We start from the raw sequence: 18,895 nt of genomic DNA, 5'->3' as shown, positions 1-18,895 counted from the left end.
ATGGATGGATATATTGCTATTAGAACAAGAATCTGTGGGCCAGGCGCTCAATCCGGGACAGCAGCTCCGGCACATGAAACGGCTTAATCACATAATCGTCCGCCCCCAGCTGCAGGGCATGGATAATATCGCGCTGATTATTGCGGCCTGTCAGCATAATCACCAGGATGTTCACTTCAGGATAGCTGCTGCGGATCTTCTCCAGAACCTCAAGACCGTCGAGGCCGGGCATCACCCCGTCCAGCAGAATAATGTACTTCTCCTCCGGAACATACCAGTCCGATTTCAGAAAAAGCTCGCCGTCGGCATAACTGTTCACTTTCATTCCACCGATATTCCCCGGCTCCCAGGAGGCGAAATTGCCTGTAATAATTCTGCGGATCAGCGGATCATCATCAACAATTATTACATTGAGTACCGTTTCCCTCTGGCCCGTTAACATTCCCTCGCTGTACAAGGTTGTCTGGTTTCGTCCGCTATACTTGCTGGAATACAAAGCCTGGTCTGCTTCGTCAATTAGTTTATCGGTATCCTGCTGCCGTTCGCTTATCTCTGTAATGCCGCAGGAGAAGGTAACATGGAAGCTTTCCCGTTTGGCACAGAATTCCCTGGAGGCGAATTTCTCCTGAATCCGTTCAATGACAAGCAGCGCTGAGTCCGCAGAGGTATTTGGCATGAACAGGGCGAATTCCTCTCCCCCGTAGCGGCACAGTGTATCCTCCGTACGAATTGAATCTCTGACCAGCTCCGAAAAAGTCTGCAGGACCTCGTCCCCCACAAGATGACCATACGTATCGTTGACATGCTTAAAGTAATCCAGATCCAGCAGCGCGAGCGAGAACGTCCGGCCCGTCCGTCTGAAGTCCGATGAGAGCATCTTCAGGGTCTGATTGAAATATTTCCGGTTAAAAGCACCCGTCAGCTCATCTACAATGATGGACTCCTGCCATTCTTTTTTCAGTTCAAACCGGTTCTTGATCAGCACCAGGAACAGGGCGATATCCACCGGCTTCTGGATGTAATCCATCACACCAAGCGAATAGGCATATTTCTGGACTTCCTTGGAGTGTTCACCGCTGATGATAATGATTGGAATCCGCTCTTTTTTGGCTTTGCCGATAATCTGGTTGAGCACATCAATCCCGCTGCGGTCCGGCAGCAGAATATCCAGCAGAATTAAATCCGGCTTGGTCTCATAAAAAATCTTAAGTCCGCGTTCAGCAGACAGGGCAATGCTTACATAGTAAGACTGCTTCTCCAGCGACTCGCGCAAAAAAGCCACCAGCTCCACATCATCGTCAATGACCAGAATTTCATACTGCTGGCGGGTGTTCCCATGGGACAACGCAATTCCCGGAATCTGGGGAGGCACTGCACCTGTACTTTCAGGCTCATCAAACAGCTCCAGCAGCGGATATAAATAATCCCCCCACTCGGCTTCCGTCCAGCTTCTATGGTTATCATCCGAGAAATAGAGCAAAGAGTTGCCGGAGAACGCCTCCACCGCATCAAGGCCTACTGTACCGGAAGTGCCTTTTAAATTATGCAAAAAGCGATAGATATCCCTTTCCTCAACTGCCGCCTGCTGCGACCACTTCTGCAAGGTTTGTCTGGTTCGCTGTTCAACCAGCTCTTTATATTTTCTCGTCGTCATAATAGCTCCTTCAGTTCGTTCCTTCAAATCAACAGGTCCTACAAACTTTCAATTAATCATATTTTTAAGGCGGTGTCAATTTTAATCTGATTTTGTCGAATTGCAAGCTCAAATCTCTGATCAGCCCTACAAAAAAGCTTTGGTTGATAACCTTCATTTCATTTGACATAATAATTGAAACCGTTCATTCCGTTAAAGCGGCAATGGGCGGAGAAAACAAAGTAATCTATAATAGGAGGCTTTCAATTGAAGGGGATTATTACGGTACTGGGAAAAGACAAAGTAGGAATTATTGCCAAAGTATGTACATACCTCGCAGAACACAATCTGAATATTCTGGATATTTCCCAGACGATTGTGCAGGACTATTTCAATATGATGATGATTGTGGACATTTCTGCACCCTCTAAGTCCTTCGAAGAAATCGTAGAGGATCTGCAGCATGTCGGTGAAGACATCGGTGTGGAAATCAAACTTCAGCATGAAGATATCTTCAATATTATGCACCGGATCTAGCCGGGCGGCAAAGAGAGGAACAACCATACTATGATCTCAATTGGAGAAGTGCAGGAAACCAATAAAATGATCCGGGAAATGAACCTGGACGTGCGTACGATTACCATGGGCATCAGTCTGATGGACTGCGCGCATACGGATATGAAGATCTTTAACCGCAATGTGTATGACAAAATTACCCGTTCCGCCGAGAAGCTCGTGAAGACGGGTGAGGATCTGGAGCGTCAATTCGGCGTGCCGATTGTGAACAAACGTATTTCTGTTACTCCGATCTCAATCGCCGCCGGAGCTGTACATACCGATACTTATGTTCCTGTAGCACAGATTCTCGACAAGGCGGCCAAGGAGGTTGGCGTCAACTTTATCGGCGGTTACTCCGCACTGGTCCAGAAAGGCTGCACCAAAGGCGACCGGATTCTGATCGACAGCATCCCGGAAGCGCTGGCGGTGACAGAACGTGTATGCTCCTCCGTGAATGTCGGCTCCTCGCGCAGCGGCATCAACATGGACGCCGTAAAGCTGATGGGTGATATTATCATCCAGACTGCACAGCGTACCAAAGACCGCGATTCCATCGGCTGCGCCAAGCTGGTCGTCTTCTGTAACGCCGTTGAGGATAACCCGTTCATGGCCGGAGCCTTCCACGGTGTCGGCGAACGGGAATGTGTCATTAATGTAGGCGTCAGCGGTCCCGGCGTAATCAAGCGGGCGCTGGAAGAGGTGAAGGGCCAGGACTTCGAAACGCTGTGCGAGACCATTAAGCGTACTGCCTTCAAGGTCACCCGTGTCGGGCAGCTCGTTGCCCAGGAAGCCTCCAAGCGGCTGAATGTGCCCTTCGGCATCATCGATCTGTCGCTGGCTCCTACACCTGAAATCGGCGACTCCATCGCCGAGATCTTCCAGGTCATGGGCCTTGAAGAAGCTGGAGCTCCCGGCACTACAGCCGCGCTGGCTATTCTTAACGATAATGTCAAAAAAGGCGGGGTCATGGCCTCCTCCTATGTCGGCGGCTTAAGCGGCGCCTTCATCCCGGTCAGTGAAGACCACGGCATGATCCAGGCTGTTCAGCGCGGCGCACTGACGCTGGAGAAGCTCGAAGCAATGACTTGCGTGTGCTCCGTCGGCCTCGACATGATTGCCATTCCGGGCAGCACCAGCAAGGAGACCATCTCGGGTATCATCGCCGATGAAGCGGCGATCGGCATGGTCAACAACAAGACAACCGCAGTCCGCGTCATTCCGGTTATCGGCAAGGACGTCGGCGAAATGGTTGAGTTCGGCGGCCTGCTGGGTTATGCACCGGTCATGGCGGTCAACCCGTTCAATTGTGCAGGCTTCGTTAACCGCGGCGGACGTATTCCGGCGCCGATCCACAGCTTCAAGAACTAGGACACCCTGATAGCGACAGGACGGCTGGTTGAGGACCGCCCTTAAGAACATAAAGACCCGTTACTCTCCCGGCAGGGATTTGTAACGGGTCTTTGGGTTCTGCTCCGAGATTAACTCCGCGGCGTCACCGGATGAACTGTAATATGGCTCATTTTGGCCGGGTCCATCATTAGGTAGATGTTCTGGATCTGCTCGCCGCTCCGGTCGGGAATCAGACAGATCACTCCTTTGATCTCACCCTGATGGGTGAAGATCAGGCCAGGCTCGCCATTGACTATTCCATAGTGCTGCTCCCATTCCCGGAGATAATGCATCACCCTGCGTGAGGTCAGCAGCGCCAGCACGCCTTTGCGGCCGGTCATCGGCCGGAGAATCGTATGCACTTCCTGTCCGCCACCGTCAGCAACCAGCACAGGATGTTCCCCCAGCAGCTTCAGCATGCTGCCGACATCATAAGAGGTGAACGCGGCAGTGAAGCTCCGCAGCAGATTCTCTTTGACGGCTCCGTAACCGGGAGAAGGGGAAGGCGATGTAGCCGCACGCTCCGCCTGCAGTGTGCGCTTCGCCCGGCTGAAGATTTGCCGGCAGTTGCTCTCCGTCTTGCCAACCATCCCGGCAATTTCCTCGTAGTCGTACTGGAATGCCTCACGCAGTACAAATACGGCCCGCTCCGTTGGCGCCAGACGTTCCAGCAGCACCAGAAAAGCATACGATAGGCTATCCTTCCGCTCTGCCTCCGCTTCCGGACCATCATACCCTGTGCTGACCGGCTCCGGCAGCCACTCTCCGATATAGGTCTCTCTCCGGCTGCGCGCAGAATTCAGCATATTCAGGCAACGGTTGGTGACGCCTTTGGCCACATAGGCTTTGATATTCTGAATTCCGCTCCGGTCCCGGCGCTGAAGCTCTGCGAATGTATCCTGAACAGCATCCTCCGCATCCGCAACCACACCTAACATCCGGTAGGCAATGGAGAATGCATAGCCTTTATAGTGCTGATACAGCTCCTCCATACCTAAACTCTCCGCAGACGGACTCTCAACCTTCATGCCTTCATTATCCCGGATCTCCACGCGCTGCCCCTCCTTACCCTTAAGACTATCTATTTCAAACTCAGCTGATACATCCGGGGAACATCCCCGTGGTAATTGCAATCCGGTTCCAGCTATTGATCGTATTGATCGCCATAATCCAGTCAACCATTTCCTCTTCGCTGAAATGCTCCAGTACCTTGAGATACAGCTCCTGCGGAACACCTGCCTGGCTAATCAGGGTTACATGCTCGGCGAATTCCAGCAGCACCCGTTCTTTATCAGTGAATATCGGTGCTTCACGCCAGACACTCAGCAGCAGAATATGATCAGCATAGTTGCCCAGCTTCATCAGATCCTTGGCATGCATATCCAGACAGAACGCACAGCCGTTGATTTGGGAGACACGTATTTTGACCAGCTCATACAGTACCTTATCCTTGCTGCGGCTTCCTGCATGCTGCTCCAGTATCATCATTGCCCGGAAAGCCGGCGCGTTAACCTCACGATAATTCATTCTCAGACTCATGTCCAATCGCCTCCATTCGTGTTCTACATTACTGTAGACAAGATGGGGCTGTGGTTTGTGACAGGATATAGACAAATTTATTAACTCGGATTTCTAAACACCTCTCCGCTGTTTAAGCGGGAAAATTCCATAAAGTGATTTAGTTCGTTTTAAGCGTTCAATCTCTTAGCCCTGCGGGACGAGAACAGCCGCCAGCCGGTCAGCAGCGCCGATAACAGGCAAATGCTGGACGAGGTCATGAAGACCACATGCATCCCTGAGAGGAAAATGTCCGGGCGTCCTTCGATTAGTCCGGTCACCCGGTAGCCTGCCCTGCTGCTCATCACGTTGAATAGTATGGACGTAGCAACAGTGATTCCCACGACCATCCCTACATTGCGGACCAGTGAATTCACACTGCCTGCGGAGCCAAGCTGGGTGCGCGGCACGGTCGACATCACCAGTGAATTATTCGGCGAGCCGAATAAACCGCTGCCGATTCCGAGCATGGCAATCCATACGCCGACCAGCAGTACCGGACTGCCTTCATGCAGCCTGGCCAGCCCGAACTGGGCAATGACCATAACAATCAGCCCGGCAAAGGTCAGCAGCTCTGAACCAATCTTATCGGACAACGCCCCGCTAAGCGGCGCGACAATGACCATGGATATCGGAAAGAGCATCAGCAGGAAGCCGGCACTGAAGGGCGACATATTCAGCATATTCTGTGCATAGAACGGCGCGATAATGTTGAAACAGAAGTTGGAGACAAACACCAGAAAAGCACAGAAAATACTCAGCGAGAACAGCGGATTCTTAAACAGCGACAGCTGAAGCAGCGGCTGCTTGCGGCGCAGCTCCACCATCAGAAATGCTATAAGGGTTATAGCAGCCGCTATCAGGGAGGCTAGAATCCGGTTATCCCTATATCCAAGCTGCTGGCCAAGCAGCAGACCGGCGAATAAAGTAACAATAAAGACAGCAAACAGCAGGCTGCCGGGAAGATCGATTCTGGACTTCACCCGGACTAGATCCTTCGGCAGCACCTTCCACCCGAGCACAATCGCAATCAGTCCAATCGGAACATTTACCCAGAAAATATATTCCCAGCCCATAGTGGAAACTATGATTCCCCCGAGACTTGGTCCGGCTATACTGCCCAGTGACACGAAGGTCCCGATCAGTCCCAATGCCTTGCCGCGTTCGGTGGACGGGAAAATATCCGTAACAATCCCCTGGCTGTTCGCCATAGTCATCGAAGCGCCGATCGCCTGAACCACACGCGCCGCAATCAGCAGCGGCAGACTGTGGCTTAGACCGCAGAGCAGGGAGCCGGCGGTGAATATAATCATGCCTAACTTAAAAATCCTGATCTTCCCGGCAATATCGCCAAGCTTCCCGAAGAATAGGATGACAGTGCAGATGACCATCAAATATCCGGTAGTCACCCATTCTACTTGAGCAACCGGCAGCTGCAGCTCCTTCACCAGCACCGGCAGCGCAATATTCACAATACTTCCGTCCAGCGTAGACATAAATGTAAATAAATTCAGGACGATCAGAATAATCCAGCGTTTCTTCTGAATCACTGCATCCTCCTGGTATGTAGCACTTATACTGCTCATTTGCAAACACCTCTTGCGTCATATTGAACAACTAGTTGCATGCGCAACAAAACAGCCAATCCCAGTGTACTGCAAATTAGTTGCACACGCAACCATATTGTTGTAGTATTTGAGGCAGACGGTATTCAGAGGTATCCAGAACGCCGTCATTATCCCCTGAAGAGGTGTCCGTCAGTGACTTCAAACAAAGAACCGATCGGCAAGCTGATCTCCCATCTGCACCGCCAGAATCAAAAAATTCTGGCCAAAGAGCTGTTGCCCTATGGTATCGGCAGCGGTGGGCAGCATAGCTTCCTTAAGCTGATTCTGAGCCACCCGGGGATCACACAGGATCAGATGACCAGTGAAATAAAATGTGATAAAGCCACCACCGCCCGCTCCGTGAAACATCTGGAGGCCTCGGGATATATCGAACGCCGGACTGATCCCAAGGACCGCCGCTCCTCCCTGCTGTACCCGACGGCCAAAGCGCTCGAATTCGCCCCGGTATTCCAGTCGCTGTTAGATGATTTCAACCGCAAGCTGTCTGCAGATCTAACCGGGGAAGAAATCGACACTCTGATTACTTTGCTCCATAAGGTCACGCGGAATTCAGACCTGCTGAACGGGCAGAATTGACAGCAGCTTCTCCAGCGGCTGTGCAAGTTATCCAGCTCAGGTTATATAGGATGTTATAATCCGTGAAACACAGCAGAGCAGCGGTTCTCCCGTCTTCCAGGGAGCCGCTGCTCTGCTGTTCGCTTATATTATAGTCTGCTTATAATCCCTACAGCAGATATATACCGTCCAGAATATGATCCCAGCTCTCCGCATCCCCCGCACGGTTCGGAATTGCCAGAGACGCAATACCGGGCAGCGGCCAGTCACGGTCGAGCACGGACTCCAGTCCATCGACACCGTTTACAATCAGAATATGGAAATCCCCGCCGGTTAAGGTGCGCAGCACGGTCTGAAGCTCACAGGCTTCCTCATACGTACTGCCCCAGCGGATGAACAGCGCCTTCCGGCTCATCTGCAGGGTGTCCAGCAGGCGCTGGGATCGCATATTGATTTTTTGCTTGAAATCCGGGTAGACGTGGCTCCACTCCAGCCCCTCCAGCACCGGAAAGTCATGCACTGAAATTACATTATAATGAAAGTCCTTCACGAAATAGGATTTGACCGGCTGGACGACTTCATTGTCCACAAACACATCATTGCCATCGATCACACCCATATTCGGGAGCTCCATATCCCCCGAGAAACGCTGGCCCAGCAGCCGGTTCACATCCGTAAGCGATAACGACACCACCCAGTCCAGCGGCGATGAAAATACCCGGAGGCCTCTGTGGCGCAAATGGGCTGCAGGCTCGCATGAGCTTCCCAGACTGACAATGCAATCATATCCTCCCCTGATTTCCTCAAATTTCATCCGCGCTCACCTCTCACCCTTATTTCTATATTAAATGCCGCCGGTGATTGAAATGTTTGGATCATAGATGAGGAATGTTTTGCAGAGTCTGGTGAAACAGGTTAGAATGTAACCCAATATGAAAACCATGTAATTTCAGAAAGGATGTCAAGATCATGTCGATTGCCAATGTTAAAGAACATTTCCGTAAGTTCTCCCGCGAGCAGGATGTACAGGAGTTTGCTGCCTCCAGCGCTACTGTAGAGATGGCAGCCGCTGTGATTGGCGTCATTCCGGCCAGAATTGCCAAAACCCTCTCCTTCCGCGGTGCACAAGAAGATGCCATACTCATCGTTGCGGCTGGAGATGCCAAGATTGACAACAAGAAGTTCCGCGAGACCTTCGGGTTCAAGGCACGGATGCTAAGTCCGGATGAGGTCTTGGAACAGACCGGACACGAGATCGGCGGGGTTTGTCCCTTCGGGCTGGCCCGTCCGCTGGATGTATATCTGGATGAGTCCATGAAGCGGTTCAGCACGCTTTTCCCGGCCTGCGGCAGCACCAATTCCGCCATTGAACTAACCTGTGGTGAACTTGCCGAATACTCCGGAAGCCGGGCATGGGTCGATGTCTGCAAAGGCTGGAAGGAAGAACCTACAACATCTCAGATCGGAGACAACATCTGATTATGAAATACGCTACAACCAAATCTGACGCTGCATCATCCGCTCCTTGCCGTTGCCAACGTCTTTCTCTGAGGGATCGCCGCCTTCGGGATTATGACCGGCATTCAGCTGCGGATCATGAATCTGGCACATAAAGCACCGCTGCTAGCCACCACATCCAGCCATTCGGCGCTGAATCTGGGCAATGCCGCCGGTGCTTATCTCGGCGGGGTGACCCTCAACACACTGGGAATCGCCTCGATTCCGTGGCTGGCCTCGGGACTTGCCCTTCTGGCCCTGTGCGGAGCCATGGGTCAGCTATCGCTCCACCCGCAACGATAAGGCAGAACATAGACTTGCAGCCGAAATCGGTAAAACCGCCTGAGGAAGCCGCCTATTCCTTGATATAGTCTGCCTGAACATTGCCAATAGGCCGGAGTCCTGTGAAGGGCTCCGGCCTTGGCAATGTTCAGGCTGCATCTTTTGCGGATATGCTGATCCCTGTTCACCGCATCCTGTTTACGATTCTTGTTCACCGGCTACTGCTGTTAGCCTGCTTACCCTCGGCATCCCGGAGGTTCACAATTTGCGTGACCTCCCGCGTGATTAGTCCGCCGCCCATGCTCATCCATTTCACGGTGAATTCGTCAAAAGAGCTTAGCGGCGCATCGCCGACGATAATGTTCAGAAACGTCTCACTCTCCAGCTTCTGCAGCGCCGGCCATTTCGCTGCCATATGCAGCGTACTTCCGTAATACACGCTGCGCACTCCCTCAACGGCTGTTGTGGACAATACGGCAACCCCGTATTTGTAGGCATTGGCCACCTTCCAGCCTTCCAGATTCTTCTTCGGCTGTTCTTCCTCCGCCAGCCAGCGTTCATAGATCAGCCGGGTATCGGGGTCGAGCGCATCCGGGTCAATCTTGCCGTGCAGCGCCTGCTGAATATCTGCATAATGCTGCTCGATGGCATCGCTATAGTCAATCAGCAGATCGAACGGGTAATACGCCCGCGGCTGAATACCGGTCTGCGCCGCGAAATCATCCAGCTTGCTGACCTCCTCCACGTGAGGATCGCGTCTTCTTTCCAGCCGGGTGAACACATTCAGCAGCTTCACTACAGCCTCGGGATGTCCGTATCCTTTGCGGACAACCAGATACCGGTCCGTGACCGGGGCTATATGGGCCACGAATTTGCCGGACTCATCCAGCGGTGCGGCGTAGGCCCGCCATTCGGCTTTGGTATCCTGGGCAACCGCTTCCGACAAAGGATAGAAGGGCATCCACCAGGGCCCGAAGAAAATTCCGGCTTTGCCGGCAATAATCGGCTCCTGGGTTTCTTTGTACAGCGCAAACTCAGGATCAATTAATCCCTGTTTGTACCATGCGGCGAGCTGGCCCAGCGCTTGGCGTGTCTCCGGGGTAACCGAGCCATAGACTACGTTACCGCCGCTGTCCTTAATCCAGTTGGTCGGGAAGGAATGAAAGGCGCTGAACACTGCGTCCAGACCGTTCACATACGGCTTGGTCCCGTACACAATATTCCTGTAGGCGCTAATGCCCACGGTATCACGCTTACCGTTGCCGTCCGGGTCCTTGTCGATAAAAGCTCTGGCGATTGCCTCAATATCCCCAAGCGTTCGCGGAGCCGGCAGCTCCAGCCGGTCCAGCCAGTCCTGGCGGACCCACAGCAGGGAGGTCGAATCGGCATGAATGGCTACATTGGGCAGTCCGTACAATCTTCCGCCCCGCTGCGCGTCGGCTAGGGCTTCGCCATGAGTCGAATCGTACATATCCTTGATCAGTTCGGAGCCGTACTGCTCATACGTATCGGTCAGTTCCTCAATCATATCGCTTGATATCAGCTTGCTGAGCTGATCCCGGTCCACCACCATTGCATCCGGCAGATCATTGCTGTCTATGGCCAGCTGCGCCTTTTGTGTAAACGGCTCTTCGCCTTTCGCCTCCCAGGAATGAATGACTCTGATGTTCGTCAGGCTCTCCAGATAGCGGGAGATCGGATTATTATCATTGCTGTCGCCTGTAGTCAGCCGGGAATCCGGCACCTTGAAGCCGATCCGCATCACGACCGGCTCCTCATACCGGCCGTAAGCAGCGGCATCGGCGGCATTAGCGGCTGGCACTGTCCGTTCCGCAGGCCCCCCTGCACCGCTGCTGCGGCAGGCGGACAGACTGAGCAGCAGCAATAGAGGCAAGGAATATCTCATGACCCGGTTCACCGCTCCCCCATCCCTTCTGCACGGTATTCACTGGGCAGCTTGCCTACATGCTCACGGAACAGCCTGCTGAAATAGCGGTCATCCTCAAAGCCGGACCGGCAGGCAATTTCGCAGACCGGCGCATGGGTATCGCGCAGCAGGGATTTGGCCAGTTCCAGCCGCATGCTCCGCAGACTGTCCCCGAAGGTCTCCCCGGCAAAGCGGGCAAAGCACTGGCTGAAATAGCCGCGGCTCATATTAATGGCGGCGGCTACATCGCCCTGATTGATTTTATCCCCGGCATGGCTCTTCATATAGTTCACAGCGCTGATCAGGCAGAACATCACTTCTTTGCTCATGCCCAGCTCAATCATCCGCTGCTGAACCTGAGCGGAGAACTGGCGCAGCCAGCTTTTCCACTGGCACCAGTTCCGGTTGCGGTGTGCCGATAGTGCAAGCTCCGCCGCCTCCTCCGGCTTCATCAGCAGCCCGCTCCAGTTGCGCAGCAGCTCCCTTCCAAACTCAGCAACCGCCTCCTGGCGCGGCTGCCGGGACAGAACGGCTGCGTTGAAGTCTTCCCAGGCTCCCCGCTCAAGCGTCCACCGGAGATTCACTGCACGCACCAGCGGCTCCGGTTCCTCTGCAGCGGCAGCGGGACGATGCCTTCCGGCAACCGTTTTGAGTTCATCATAGCTCAGCTTGGGCAACTCAGATTCACCGGTATAATAGAACAGTGCCTGCGGAACCGTCCGTTCCAGAACCTCCTCCAGCTCCTTCAGCGGCTGATCACGCACCCCTTCTACAAGTACAGCTGCCCAGCCTGCTCCAAGCACGGCCTCCAGCTCACGGCGGATTTCTTCCACGGCCACACGGCAGGGAAGCGGGGTCATCCACAGGTTCTGGAATGAGATCAGCGGATGGTTCTTAACCAGTGACAGTTCAAAGAGCTCCGCTTCCTTCCCTTCAGGCTCCAGGGGCAGATAGAGCAGAGCCTTGTCTGCAGACATAACCTTCAGTTCGCCGGATACCAGGGCGCCCCGGTTGCCGTCCTCCCACCTGATCCGCTCCACCAGCCTGCGGATGGTTTCGTCGGCATTCTCCACCTCCAGCAGCGTTTTAACAATATAATCGACCGCTCCCAGCCGCAGTGCCTCCTGCACATAATCGAATTCATGGTGGCAGGTGAGCACCACACAGCGGACAGCCGGAAACCGCAGCCTGACCTGGCGGATCAGCTCGAACCCGGTCATGCCCGGCATTGTAAGATCCACGAACAGCAGATCCGTCTCCTGCTCGCGGAGCAGCTCCAATGCAGCATTGCCGTCCCCCGCTTCACCGGTAATCACCACCCCGAAGGACGGCCAGTCAATCAGCGAGATGAAGCCTTTGCGCACCAGCCGCTCGTCATCCACGACCACAGCTTTAATCATTGAAGTCCTCCTTGCTCATAATGGGTATGATGATGGATACCGTTGTACCGCCGCTCTCCCCGCTGAGAATCTCCAGACTCATCTGCTCCCCGTAATACATGCGCAGCATCCGCATCACATAAGCGAAGCCGATACCAAGCCCCCGTCTCCGTACGGTCTCCACCGCAAGCAGCTCCTCAATCTTCGCCTGATCCATTCCCGCACCGTTGTCCTGCACAATGAGCTGCACTTCACTCGTACCCTGCGCGGTAATGATTACATCGACCTTGCCGTTGTCACTCAGTCCGTGATAGATGGAATTCTCGACCAGCGGCTGCAGCAGGAACCGGGGAACCGCAGCGGACAACACCTCCGGATCGGCCTCTACATTGAACTCGAATTCATAATCGTAACGGATGCGCTGAAGCTCCATGTAATTACGGATCGCTTCAATCTCCTCCCCGATGGTGACGATGATGCTCTGCTTGCCGAGGTTATAATGCAGCACCTTCACCAGCAGGGTAACCAGCTTGTCAATCTCCTTCTGTCCGTTCAGCCGGGCGAGCCACTGCACCGTATTGAGCGTATTATGCAGGAAATGCGGATTGATCTGGCTGAGCAGCTTCTCAATCTCGAACTGGCTTTTCTGCTTCTCATTGCGGGCCACAGCCAGAATCAGCTCATTCACCTGATCCTTCATCTGCTGGAAGTTGCTCAGGACAGAATCGAATTCCTCCACATTCGTGAATGCAACCGGCGTAGTGACATTCTCCGCCATGCGGATAATTTCGAGATTGACCTTGCGCAGCGGACCATAGACCCTTCTCCAGATCAGCCAGGCCAGAAATCCTGCGAACAGGAGGGTGAGCAGCGCCAGCAGAATCATTTTGTAGATCCAGGTGTAAATCTCACTGTTGAACACCTTTTTTTTGACCACGGCTACAAGCTTCCAGCCCTGCGGACTCTCATAGCGGAACAAATGATAGCCATTCAGCACCTCATGCGCAGATCCGCCGCTCCGGCCGGCCTGTTGTACGATCCTTTCCGGCACTTCACCGTCAATGACATGCGTAAGGCTGCCGCTCTGATTCACCAGCAGATGATTAACCTTCATTCCGTAGGCTTCCTGATTGAAAATTTTGCGCAGCAGACTGTAATTGGTCTCCAGATAGATATACAGCTCATGCTGCCCGCTCACCCGTACGATCCGCCGCTCCGAGAAGACGACATTATCGCCGACAGCATACATCGTGCCATGCGGACCATAATAATCAGCCCCGTTATAGCGCATGAACGAAGGCAGGCTGCTGAGATCGAAGCCCCTTCGCGTACTCATGTTGGTGAACAGCACCGGATCATCACTGTCAGGCATGATATAGGCGGTCAGACCGATATAGGGATTAGTGAAGTTGACCAGGTTGATCTTCTGATTAATCGAATTCATCATTTGCGACTTGCGGTAGATCTGCTTCTCCTGCAGAAAAGAAGACATCTCCTCCACAATCTGTCCGTCCAGCGCAAACTGCTTGGAGGCGAAATCCAGATTGTCGATGGCATTCTCCAGGCTCAGCGCTTCCTGGCGCAGACTGGCACTGATGCCGCTGCCGATTTTGCCGGACAGAATGGAATAGATGGAAGTGTAGGATATGAAGCCGACAATCAGCAGCGGCAGCAGCGTACCGATCAGCAAATAAATCACCAAAGTAGTCCGCAGGGACTTCCCCTTCGGCGGATGGCCTGCTTGCTTCTTTCCAGGCATGGGGCCGGACCTCATCTCTTAATGAAAGCGTTTCAATATATAGAATCAGAATACCAGATTTTTCTTGTTCTGAAAATAAGAAGGCAGAACAGCGCGGTCGCTGCCCTGCCTATTCCCTATCCGCTTCCGCTTACTTCACACTTTTGCGGGCTTCGAACAGCTCCTCCGCTTTCTTAACGGAGAAGTCCATCACGTCCTGATAGCCGAGACCGTTAACTTTGTCATGCATTTCTTTGTTCAGCTTATCGAATTCCGCCTGGTTTTTGGCGAAGACCATCTTCCAGGAGATCTGCTGGATCACGGTACCGATCTGCTTGTTCTTCTGCTCCAGCGTTTTGTCCATCGTCAGCGGCTCTTTGCCGGTGAAGCCCTGTGGAGCTACGGCGAGCAGATTATTTTTCTCGAAATATTCCTTGGCCGTAAGCACGCCCATCTTCGCTCTCCAGTCACTGTCGAGCTTCGACGGATTGCGTTCCAGTGTGGTCTGCCACAGATTGTGGTCATACGGCTCATTCGTAGCCGGATTCACCATCGCCGGAACCACGAAGGAGAAGTTCATCTGATTCGAGCCGTAATAGTAGTCACCGCCGCCGTATTCTTCGGGAACCTGCGTGTTCTGCTGATCGGCATAAGCCTTCCAGCCGAAGTCGGTCACGACCGGCTTGCCGCTGCTGTCAATATCCCAGGCCAGTCCCTGCGGTCCATTGGAGACTGCCGTTCCGCTGCCTGCCGATATCATCGCGCCTTCCGGTGTGTACATCCAGTTGATGAACTCCATGATACGTGCCGGCTCTTTGGCCTTGGCGCCGATGGCGATAATTCCGTTGCCGCCGTATACGTTGAAGCCTGTGGAGTACATCAGCTCATCCTTGAACGGTACAAGCGCGAACCCTTTGCCTTCTGCGGTTCTCTCCGGTGTATTGTAGTTGGCTGCGCCCAGCCACGGGAACCAGGAGAAGAGCAGGCGGCCATCCTTATATTTCGCCACCACATCATCGAATTTCTGGGTAAGCGAGTCCGGGTCAAGCAGGCCCATCTGATTCGCTTCGAAGTAGAGCTTGAGCGATTTCATATACCAGCTGTCCTCGGAGAGGAAGTCATAGTACTTCTCTTCATCCGCTTTGACATACAGCGCGGTATCCGCGATTTCATCATAGCCCATCATGTTGGCGAACTGCTTCGCCAGCGTCATTTTATAGTTGCCGTCCCAGTCGGACCACAGTGAGAACGCATAGGTTTTCTTTCCCTGCTCATTCTTCGGCTCCAGCTCCTGCATCTGCTTCAGCACCGGGAGATAATCCTCGATCTTGCTGATTTCAGGTGCACCTAGCTGCTGATACAGGTCCCAGCGCAGGTCGGGTCCCCAGGTCATATCCTTGCCCTCGGAAGGTCCCGACGGGTTGGTTGCCACGTTATTGCCGATACCGAAGACGGAGCTTCCGCCGCCAAAGGCCACTTTAGCCTTCTCGACCGCTTTGGGGAACTGCTTCACAATATCCGCGCCGTATTTGTCCAGCAGGCCGTCCTGCGTCCAGTCCAGCAGCAGCTTGCCTTTGATCGCGTTCGGATAATGGTTCTTATCATCCCCGAAGATGATGACATCGCCGAGATCGCCGGAGGCCATCATGGCTGAGATTTTGGTATCCCCGCCGGTCAGGTTGGAGGCGACAATATCCAGCTCAATGTTGAATTTGTCCTTGATGACTTTGGCGAACCAGCCGATTTGCGGGCCGGCGTAATTAGCCGTTGTCGAGAATACGGTCAGCTTGAGCGGCTTGGAATGGTCCAGCGCCCCGTCTGCCGGAGCCGCTGTGGCCTCTGTGCCGGCGGCTGGCGTGGCTTCGGCCGCCGGCTTATCCGTGCTGGCCGCCGTGCCCGAATTGCCTGAATTTCCGTTGCCTCCGCCGCAGGCTGCCAGAACCAGCACCATTATCGTGCTTAGCAGAAGTAGCGATACTTGTCTAAATCTGAATCTCATTGCTTCATACCCCCTGATATATTAGTTCGGTCAGCCTTTGACGGCCCCGATCATGATGCCTTTGACGAAGAACCGCTGAAAGAACGGATACACAATCAGAATCGGCATGACTACGATCATCGTTACCGTCATCCGCACCGACGTCGGAGTCTGCATATTCTGTATGCTGGCCGCCATATCCGGTGAATTGCGGATCAGCGCGGCGAGCGAGCTGGATTCGTTCAAATACCGCCAGAGCAGGAACTGCAGCGTGTAATATTTCGTGTCGGTCATCAGGAACGCCGTATCAATGAAGGAGTTCCACTGGTTAACCGCCGAGAAAATCGTAATCGTCGCCAGAATCGGCGTGGTCAGCGGCACAATGATGCTCCAGAATACCCGCAGGTATCCAGCACCGTCCATCGCTGCCGATTCCTCCAGGGAAGGCGGAATTGCCTCCACGAAGGTTTTGACCAGAATAATGTTGAACGGGGTAATAATCGTCGGCAGAATATAGGCCAGATAATTGTTGGTCAGATGCAGATTGTGCATCGTGATGTACCAGGGGATCAGCCCCGCGCTGAAATACATCGTGACCACAATGCTGCGGTACCAGATCTGCCGGCCCCACATTTCTTTCTTGGTAAACAGATAGCCGAGAAAAGCCGATGCCCCAACCGTCAGGAACGTGCCGACTACTGTTCTGTAGACCGAGACCAGTGCCGCGTGGCTTAGCCCGCTGATCTTCAGCACCTTGAAGTAGTTGTCGAAATGAATCTGCCGCGGATAGAACTTGATATACCCTCCGGCGCTCAGATCATTGGAGCTGATCGTGTTAATGAACAGATAATAGAACGGATAAATACAGCTCAGGGTGAATAATCCGAAGAGCAGATAGATGATTCCCTGAAAGAGGGCATTGCCCGGTTTAAGCTTGTTCCGCATGTGGAATCACCGCCCTTAAATAATGGATTCGTCACGCACAATCTTCGAGAGTGTATTGGCCGCGAACAGCAGGATAACACTGACCACCGACTTCAGCATGCTGACCGCCGTTGCGAACGGGAAGTTGTTGGCAAAAGCGATATTGTACACGTAGAGGTCAAGCACCTCGATCGTGTCCTTATTCATCGCATTCTGGAAGGCGAAATACTGCTCCATGCCGTTATTCACAAAGTTGCCGATGGAGAGCAGCAGCAGGACGAAGAAGGTAGGAATGATGCCGGGAACCGTGATATGCCAGATCTTGCGGAACCGGCTCGCTCCATCCACTTCCGCCGCTTCATATAGCTCCTGGTCAATTCCGGCAATGGCCGCAAGGTACAGGATCGCTCCCCAGCCCAGCGACTTCCACCAGTACCAGGCGATCATCGTAATCCAGACATGAGAGCTGGAGGCCAGGAAGTTGAAGCCTTCATCTGCGAAGCCGAACTGGACCAGCAGGTGATTCACCACGCCGCTGTCTACGGAGAACAGTGAGAAGGCCAGCGCATAGACAAGAATCCAGCTGATGAAATTCGGAATCGTGGTCAGCGTCTGCACCAGCTTGCGGTACCAGCCTGACCGGACCTCGGTCAGCAGAATGGCAAAGATCACGGGAAACACTGAGGTCACCAGCCCGAGTGAGCTCATCGCGACCGTATTCTTCAGCACCCGCAGCACCTCAGCCGTCTGAGTCGGATTAGCGACAATGGTCCTGAACCACTTCAGGCCGACAAAGGGCGTGTCCGACAGGGGAATGCCGGGAATGAAATCATAGAAGGCGTAAATCCATCCGCTTATCGGCAAATAGTAGAAAATAAAAGTTACCGCCAGAAACGGAAGCGCCATGAAAAAGAGCTTGTATTTGTTCTGCAGCTTCCTGCGGGGCGGCGGGGCCGGCTCCACACCATGCAGCAGTTCACCAGAGGGTACTCCCATATCGAAATCTCCTATATCCAGATTTTGTTTGCGCTTTCAGTCTAGCAGAAAGCAACCTGCTATCAGGAGAGAGGAACGGCGCCCGACGCGTGACAGCGGTAGGAGGCTATAGGACCATTTTCACAGCGCAGCGGACCATTTTCACAAACCAGCAGCCAAAAAAGATGTTGTCCATCAGCAGCACTCCTGCCGATAGACAACACCTGACCTTACCTGAATTGAATAGAGATATTCATGGTATCCATATCCAACTAGCACAATATCAGAACTGGAGATGTGAGTTGAAGTTGATCCAATATCGCAGCATGTAATAGTTGTAAAATGTGCAATTAAAAACAGCGAAAAAGCTTGCTGGCATCCTTTAACTGTATTCTGTACAACTAAATCTCCCGAATGGGTGCTAATCGTTCAACATATGGCAGTTTAATTGCACGAAATACAACTAAACTCTTAAGCCCCCTAATCGAATTGGAGTCCTAAAGATGCATAAGGTACACTAATAGAGAAGGGGATGAGGACATGAAAAGTAACAAGTTGTACGATGAACAACGGATTAAAGTTGCCCAGGAAGCGATTAATGGGACGAAGCTCTCTTTCCTCGCCCGTAAATATTCAGTTTCTCCCAGCACGATTACGAACTGGGTGAAGTTCTACAAAGAACGATTTGGTGAGCAAGCGACACCTTCAGTTAACGAACGTATTGAAGATGCCAAACGTGTCCAAGAGTTAGAGACCAAAATGGACACTGCGATTAAACTGCTGGGCGAAAAGGATTTGGAGATCGAACTCCTGCGTGAACTGCTAAAAAAGACCAACCCCGCTTACAAGACAGACTTGAAATAGCCGATGAAAGC

Annotated in this window: 17 protein-coding genes; 6 read left to right on the top strand and 11 right to left on the bottom strand. The window is 53.1% G+C overall.

The window, feature by feature from the left end:
- Nucleotides 1-19: 19 nt before the first annotated feature.
- Complete coding sequence (locus MKZ24_RS17335; protein WP_340784892.1) at nucleotides 20-1,654, bottom strand: GGDEF domain-containing response regulator; 1,635 nt, start codon at nucleotides 1,652-1,654, stop codon at nucleotides 20-22.
- Between the two features lie 246 nt (nucleotides 1,655-1,900).
- On the opposite strand from MKZ24_RS17335, the gene MKZ24_RS17330 reads away from it, so the two are divergent.
- Both MKZ24_RS17330 and MKZ24_RS17325 read left to right on the top strand, forming a co-directional pair.
- Nucleotides 1,901-2,170 carry an ACT domain-containing protein gene (locus MKZ24_RS17330; protein ID WP_042237473.1) on the top strand — a complete coding sequence of 90 codons (270 nt, stop codon included), beginning with the start codon at nucleotides 1,901-1,903 and terminating at the stop codon, nucleotides 2,168-2,170.
- Between the two features lie 33 nt (nucleotides 2,171-2,203).
- Nucleotides 2,204-3,559: a PFL family protein gene (locus tag MKZ24_RS17325; RefSeq protein ID WP_269322117.1), complete on the top strand. Its 1,356-nt coding sequence runs from the start codon at nucleotides 2,204-2,206 to the stop codon at nucleotides 3,557-3,559.
- Between the two features lie 110 nt (nucleotides 3,560-3,669).
- Here the strand turns inward: MKZ24_RS17325 and MKZ24_RS17320 are convergent, their stop codons facing one another.
- The 3 genes from MKZ24_RS17320 to MKZ24_RS17310 all read right to left on the bottom strand — a co-directional run bounded on the left by MKZ24_RS17320 (nucleotide 3,670) and on the right by MKZ24_RS17310 (nucleotide 6,723).
- Nucleotides 3,670-4,608, bottom strand: coding sequence for a sigma-70 family RNA polymerase sigma factor (locus MKZ24_RS17320; protein ID WP_042242866.1), 939 nt, complete (start codon nucleotides 4,606-4,608; stop codon nucleotides 3,670-3,672).
- Nucleotides 4,609-4,672: 64 nt separating this feature from the next.
- Complete coding sequence (locus tag MKZ24_RS17315; protein WP_340784888.1) at nucleotides 4,673-5,119, bottom strand: carboxymuconolactone decarboxylase family protein; 447 nt, start codon at nucleotides 5,117-5,119, stop codon at nucleotides 4,673-4,675.
- Nucleotides 5,120-5,268: 149 nt separating this feature from the next.
- Nucleotides 5,269-6,723 (bottom strand): MFS transporter, encoded by a 1,455-nt coding sequence (locus tag MKZ24_RS17310; protein ID WP_042237479.1) that lies wholly within the window; start codon nucleotides 6,721-6,723, stop codon nucleotides 5,269-5,271.
- A 174-nt stretch (nucleotides 6,724-6,897) separates the two neighbouring features.
- Here MKZ24_RS17310 and MKZ24_RS17305 point away from each other — a divergent pair, with 174 nt between their 5' ends.
- Complete coding sequence (locus MKZ24_RS17305) at nucleotides 6,898-7,341, top strand: MarR family winged helix-turn-helix transcriptional regulator (RefSeq protein ID WP_042237481.1); 444 nt, start codon at nucleotides 6,898-6,900, stop codon at nucleotides 7,339-7,341.
- A gap of 148 nt (nucleotides 7,342-7,489) precedes the next feature.
- On the opposite strand, the gene MKZ24_RS17300 is transcribed toward MKZ24_RS17305, so the two are convergent.
- Nucleotides 7,490-8,134 carry a DUF1796 family putative cysteine peptidase gene (locus MKZ24_RS17300; protein ID WP_042237483.1) on the bottom strand — a complete coding sequence of 215 codons (645 nt, stop codon included), beginning with the start codon at nucleotides 8,132-8,134 and terminating at the stop codon, nucleotides 7,490-7,492.
- A gap of 155 nt (nucleotides 8,135-8,289) precedes the next feature.
- Between MKZ24_RS17300 and MKZ24_RS17295 the strand changes: the two genes are divergently transcribed.
- Together MKZ24_RS17295 and MKZ24_RS17290 are read left to right on the top strand one after the other, a co-directional pair.
- On the top strand, nucleotides 8,290-8,799 hold the full coding sequence (locus tag MKZ24_RS17295) for a YbaK/EbsC family protein (protein ID WP_042237485.1): 510 nt from the start codon (nucleotides 8,290-8,292) through the stop codon (nucleotides 8,797-8,799).
- Between the two features lie 93 nt (nucleotides 8,800-8,892).
- Nucleotides 8,893-9,120, top strand: a complete 228-nt coding sequence (locus MKZ24_RS17290) for a hypothetical protein (RefSeq protein WP_445324169.1) — start codon at nucleotides 8,893-8,895, stop codon at nucleotides 9,118-9,120.
- A gap of 190 nt (nucleotides 9,121-9,310) precedes the next feature.
- Here the strand turns inward: MKZ24_RS17290 and MKZ24_RS17285 are convergent, their stop codons facing one another.
- From MKZ24_RS17285 to MKZ24_RS17260, 6 genes are all read right to left on the bottom strand, one after another.
- The gene (locus MKZ24_RS17285; RefSeq protein WP_340784884.1) at nucleotides 9,311-11,005 is read right to left on the bottom strand and encodes an ABC transporter substrate-binding protein; all 1,695 of its coding nucleotides are present in this window, start codon (nucleotides 11,003-11,005) and stop codon (nucleotides 9,311-9,313) included.
- A gap of 8 nt (nucleotides 11,006-11,013) precedes the next feature.
- On the bottom strand, nucleotides 11,014-12,426 hold the full coding sequence (locus tag MKZ24_RS17280; RefSeq protein WP_340784881.1) for a response regulator transcription factor: 1,413 nt from the start codon (nucleotides 12,424-12,426) through the stop codon (nucleotides 11,014-11,016).
- Nucleotides 12,419-14,164 (bottom strand): sensor histidine kinase, encoded by a 1,746-nt coding sequence (locus MKZ24_RS17275; RefSeq protein ID WP_340784879.1) that lies wholly within the window; start codon nucleotides 14,162-14,164, stop codon nucleotides 12,419-12,421. The genes MKZ24_RS17280 and MKZ24_RS17275 overlap by 8 nt, the downstream gene beginning before the upstream one ends.
- Nucleotides 14,165-14,294: 130 nt before the next feature.
- Entirely contained in the window at nucleotides 14,295-16,142 is a 1,848-nt protein-coding gene (locus tag MKZ24_RS17270; protein ID WP_076243309.1) for an ABC transporter substrate-binding protein, read from the bottom strand.
- 30 nt (nucleotides 16,143-16,172) lie between these two features.
- Nucleotides 16,173-17,066, bottom strand: a complete 894-nt coding sequence (locus MKZ24_RS17265) for a carbohydrate ABC transporter permease (RefSeq protein WP_076243310.1) — start codon at nucleotides 17,064-17,066, stop codon at nucleotides 16,173-16,175.
- 15 nt (nucleotides 17,067-17,081) lie between these two features.
- Nucleotides 17,082-18,041, bottom strand: coding sequence for an ABC transporter permease (locus MKZ24_RS17260; RefSeq protein ID WP_042138501.1), 960 nt, complete (start codon nucleotides 18,039-18,041; stop codon nucleotides 17,082-17,084).
- A 519-nt stretch (nucleotides 18,042-18,560) separates the two neighbouring features.
- Between MKZ24_RS17260 and MKZ24_RS17255 the strand changes: the two genes are divergently transcribed.
- A complete protein-coding gene (locus tag MKZ24_RS17255; protein ID WP_042236251.1) occupies nucleotides 18,561-18,884 on the top strand; it encodes a transposase in 324 nt (107 codons plus the stop codon).
- The last annotated feature ends 11 nt before the right edge of the window (nucleotides 18,885-18,895 follow it).

This window comes from Paenibacillus sp. FSL R7-0297, assembly GCF_038009025.1.
GTDB lineage: Bacteria > Bacillota > Bacilli > Paenibacillales > Paenibacillaceae > Paenibacillus_AQ.
The sequence above is the reverse complement of the archived record's forward strand: the minus strand, read 5'-3'. Positions and strand labels throughout refer to the sequence as shown.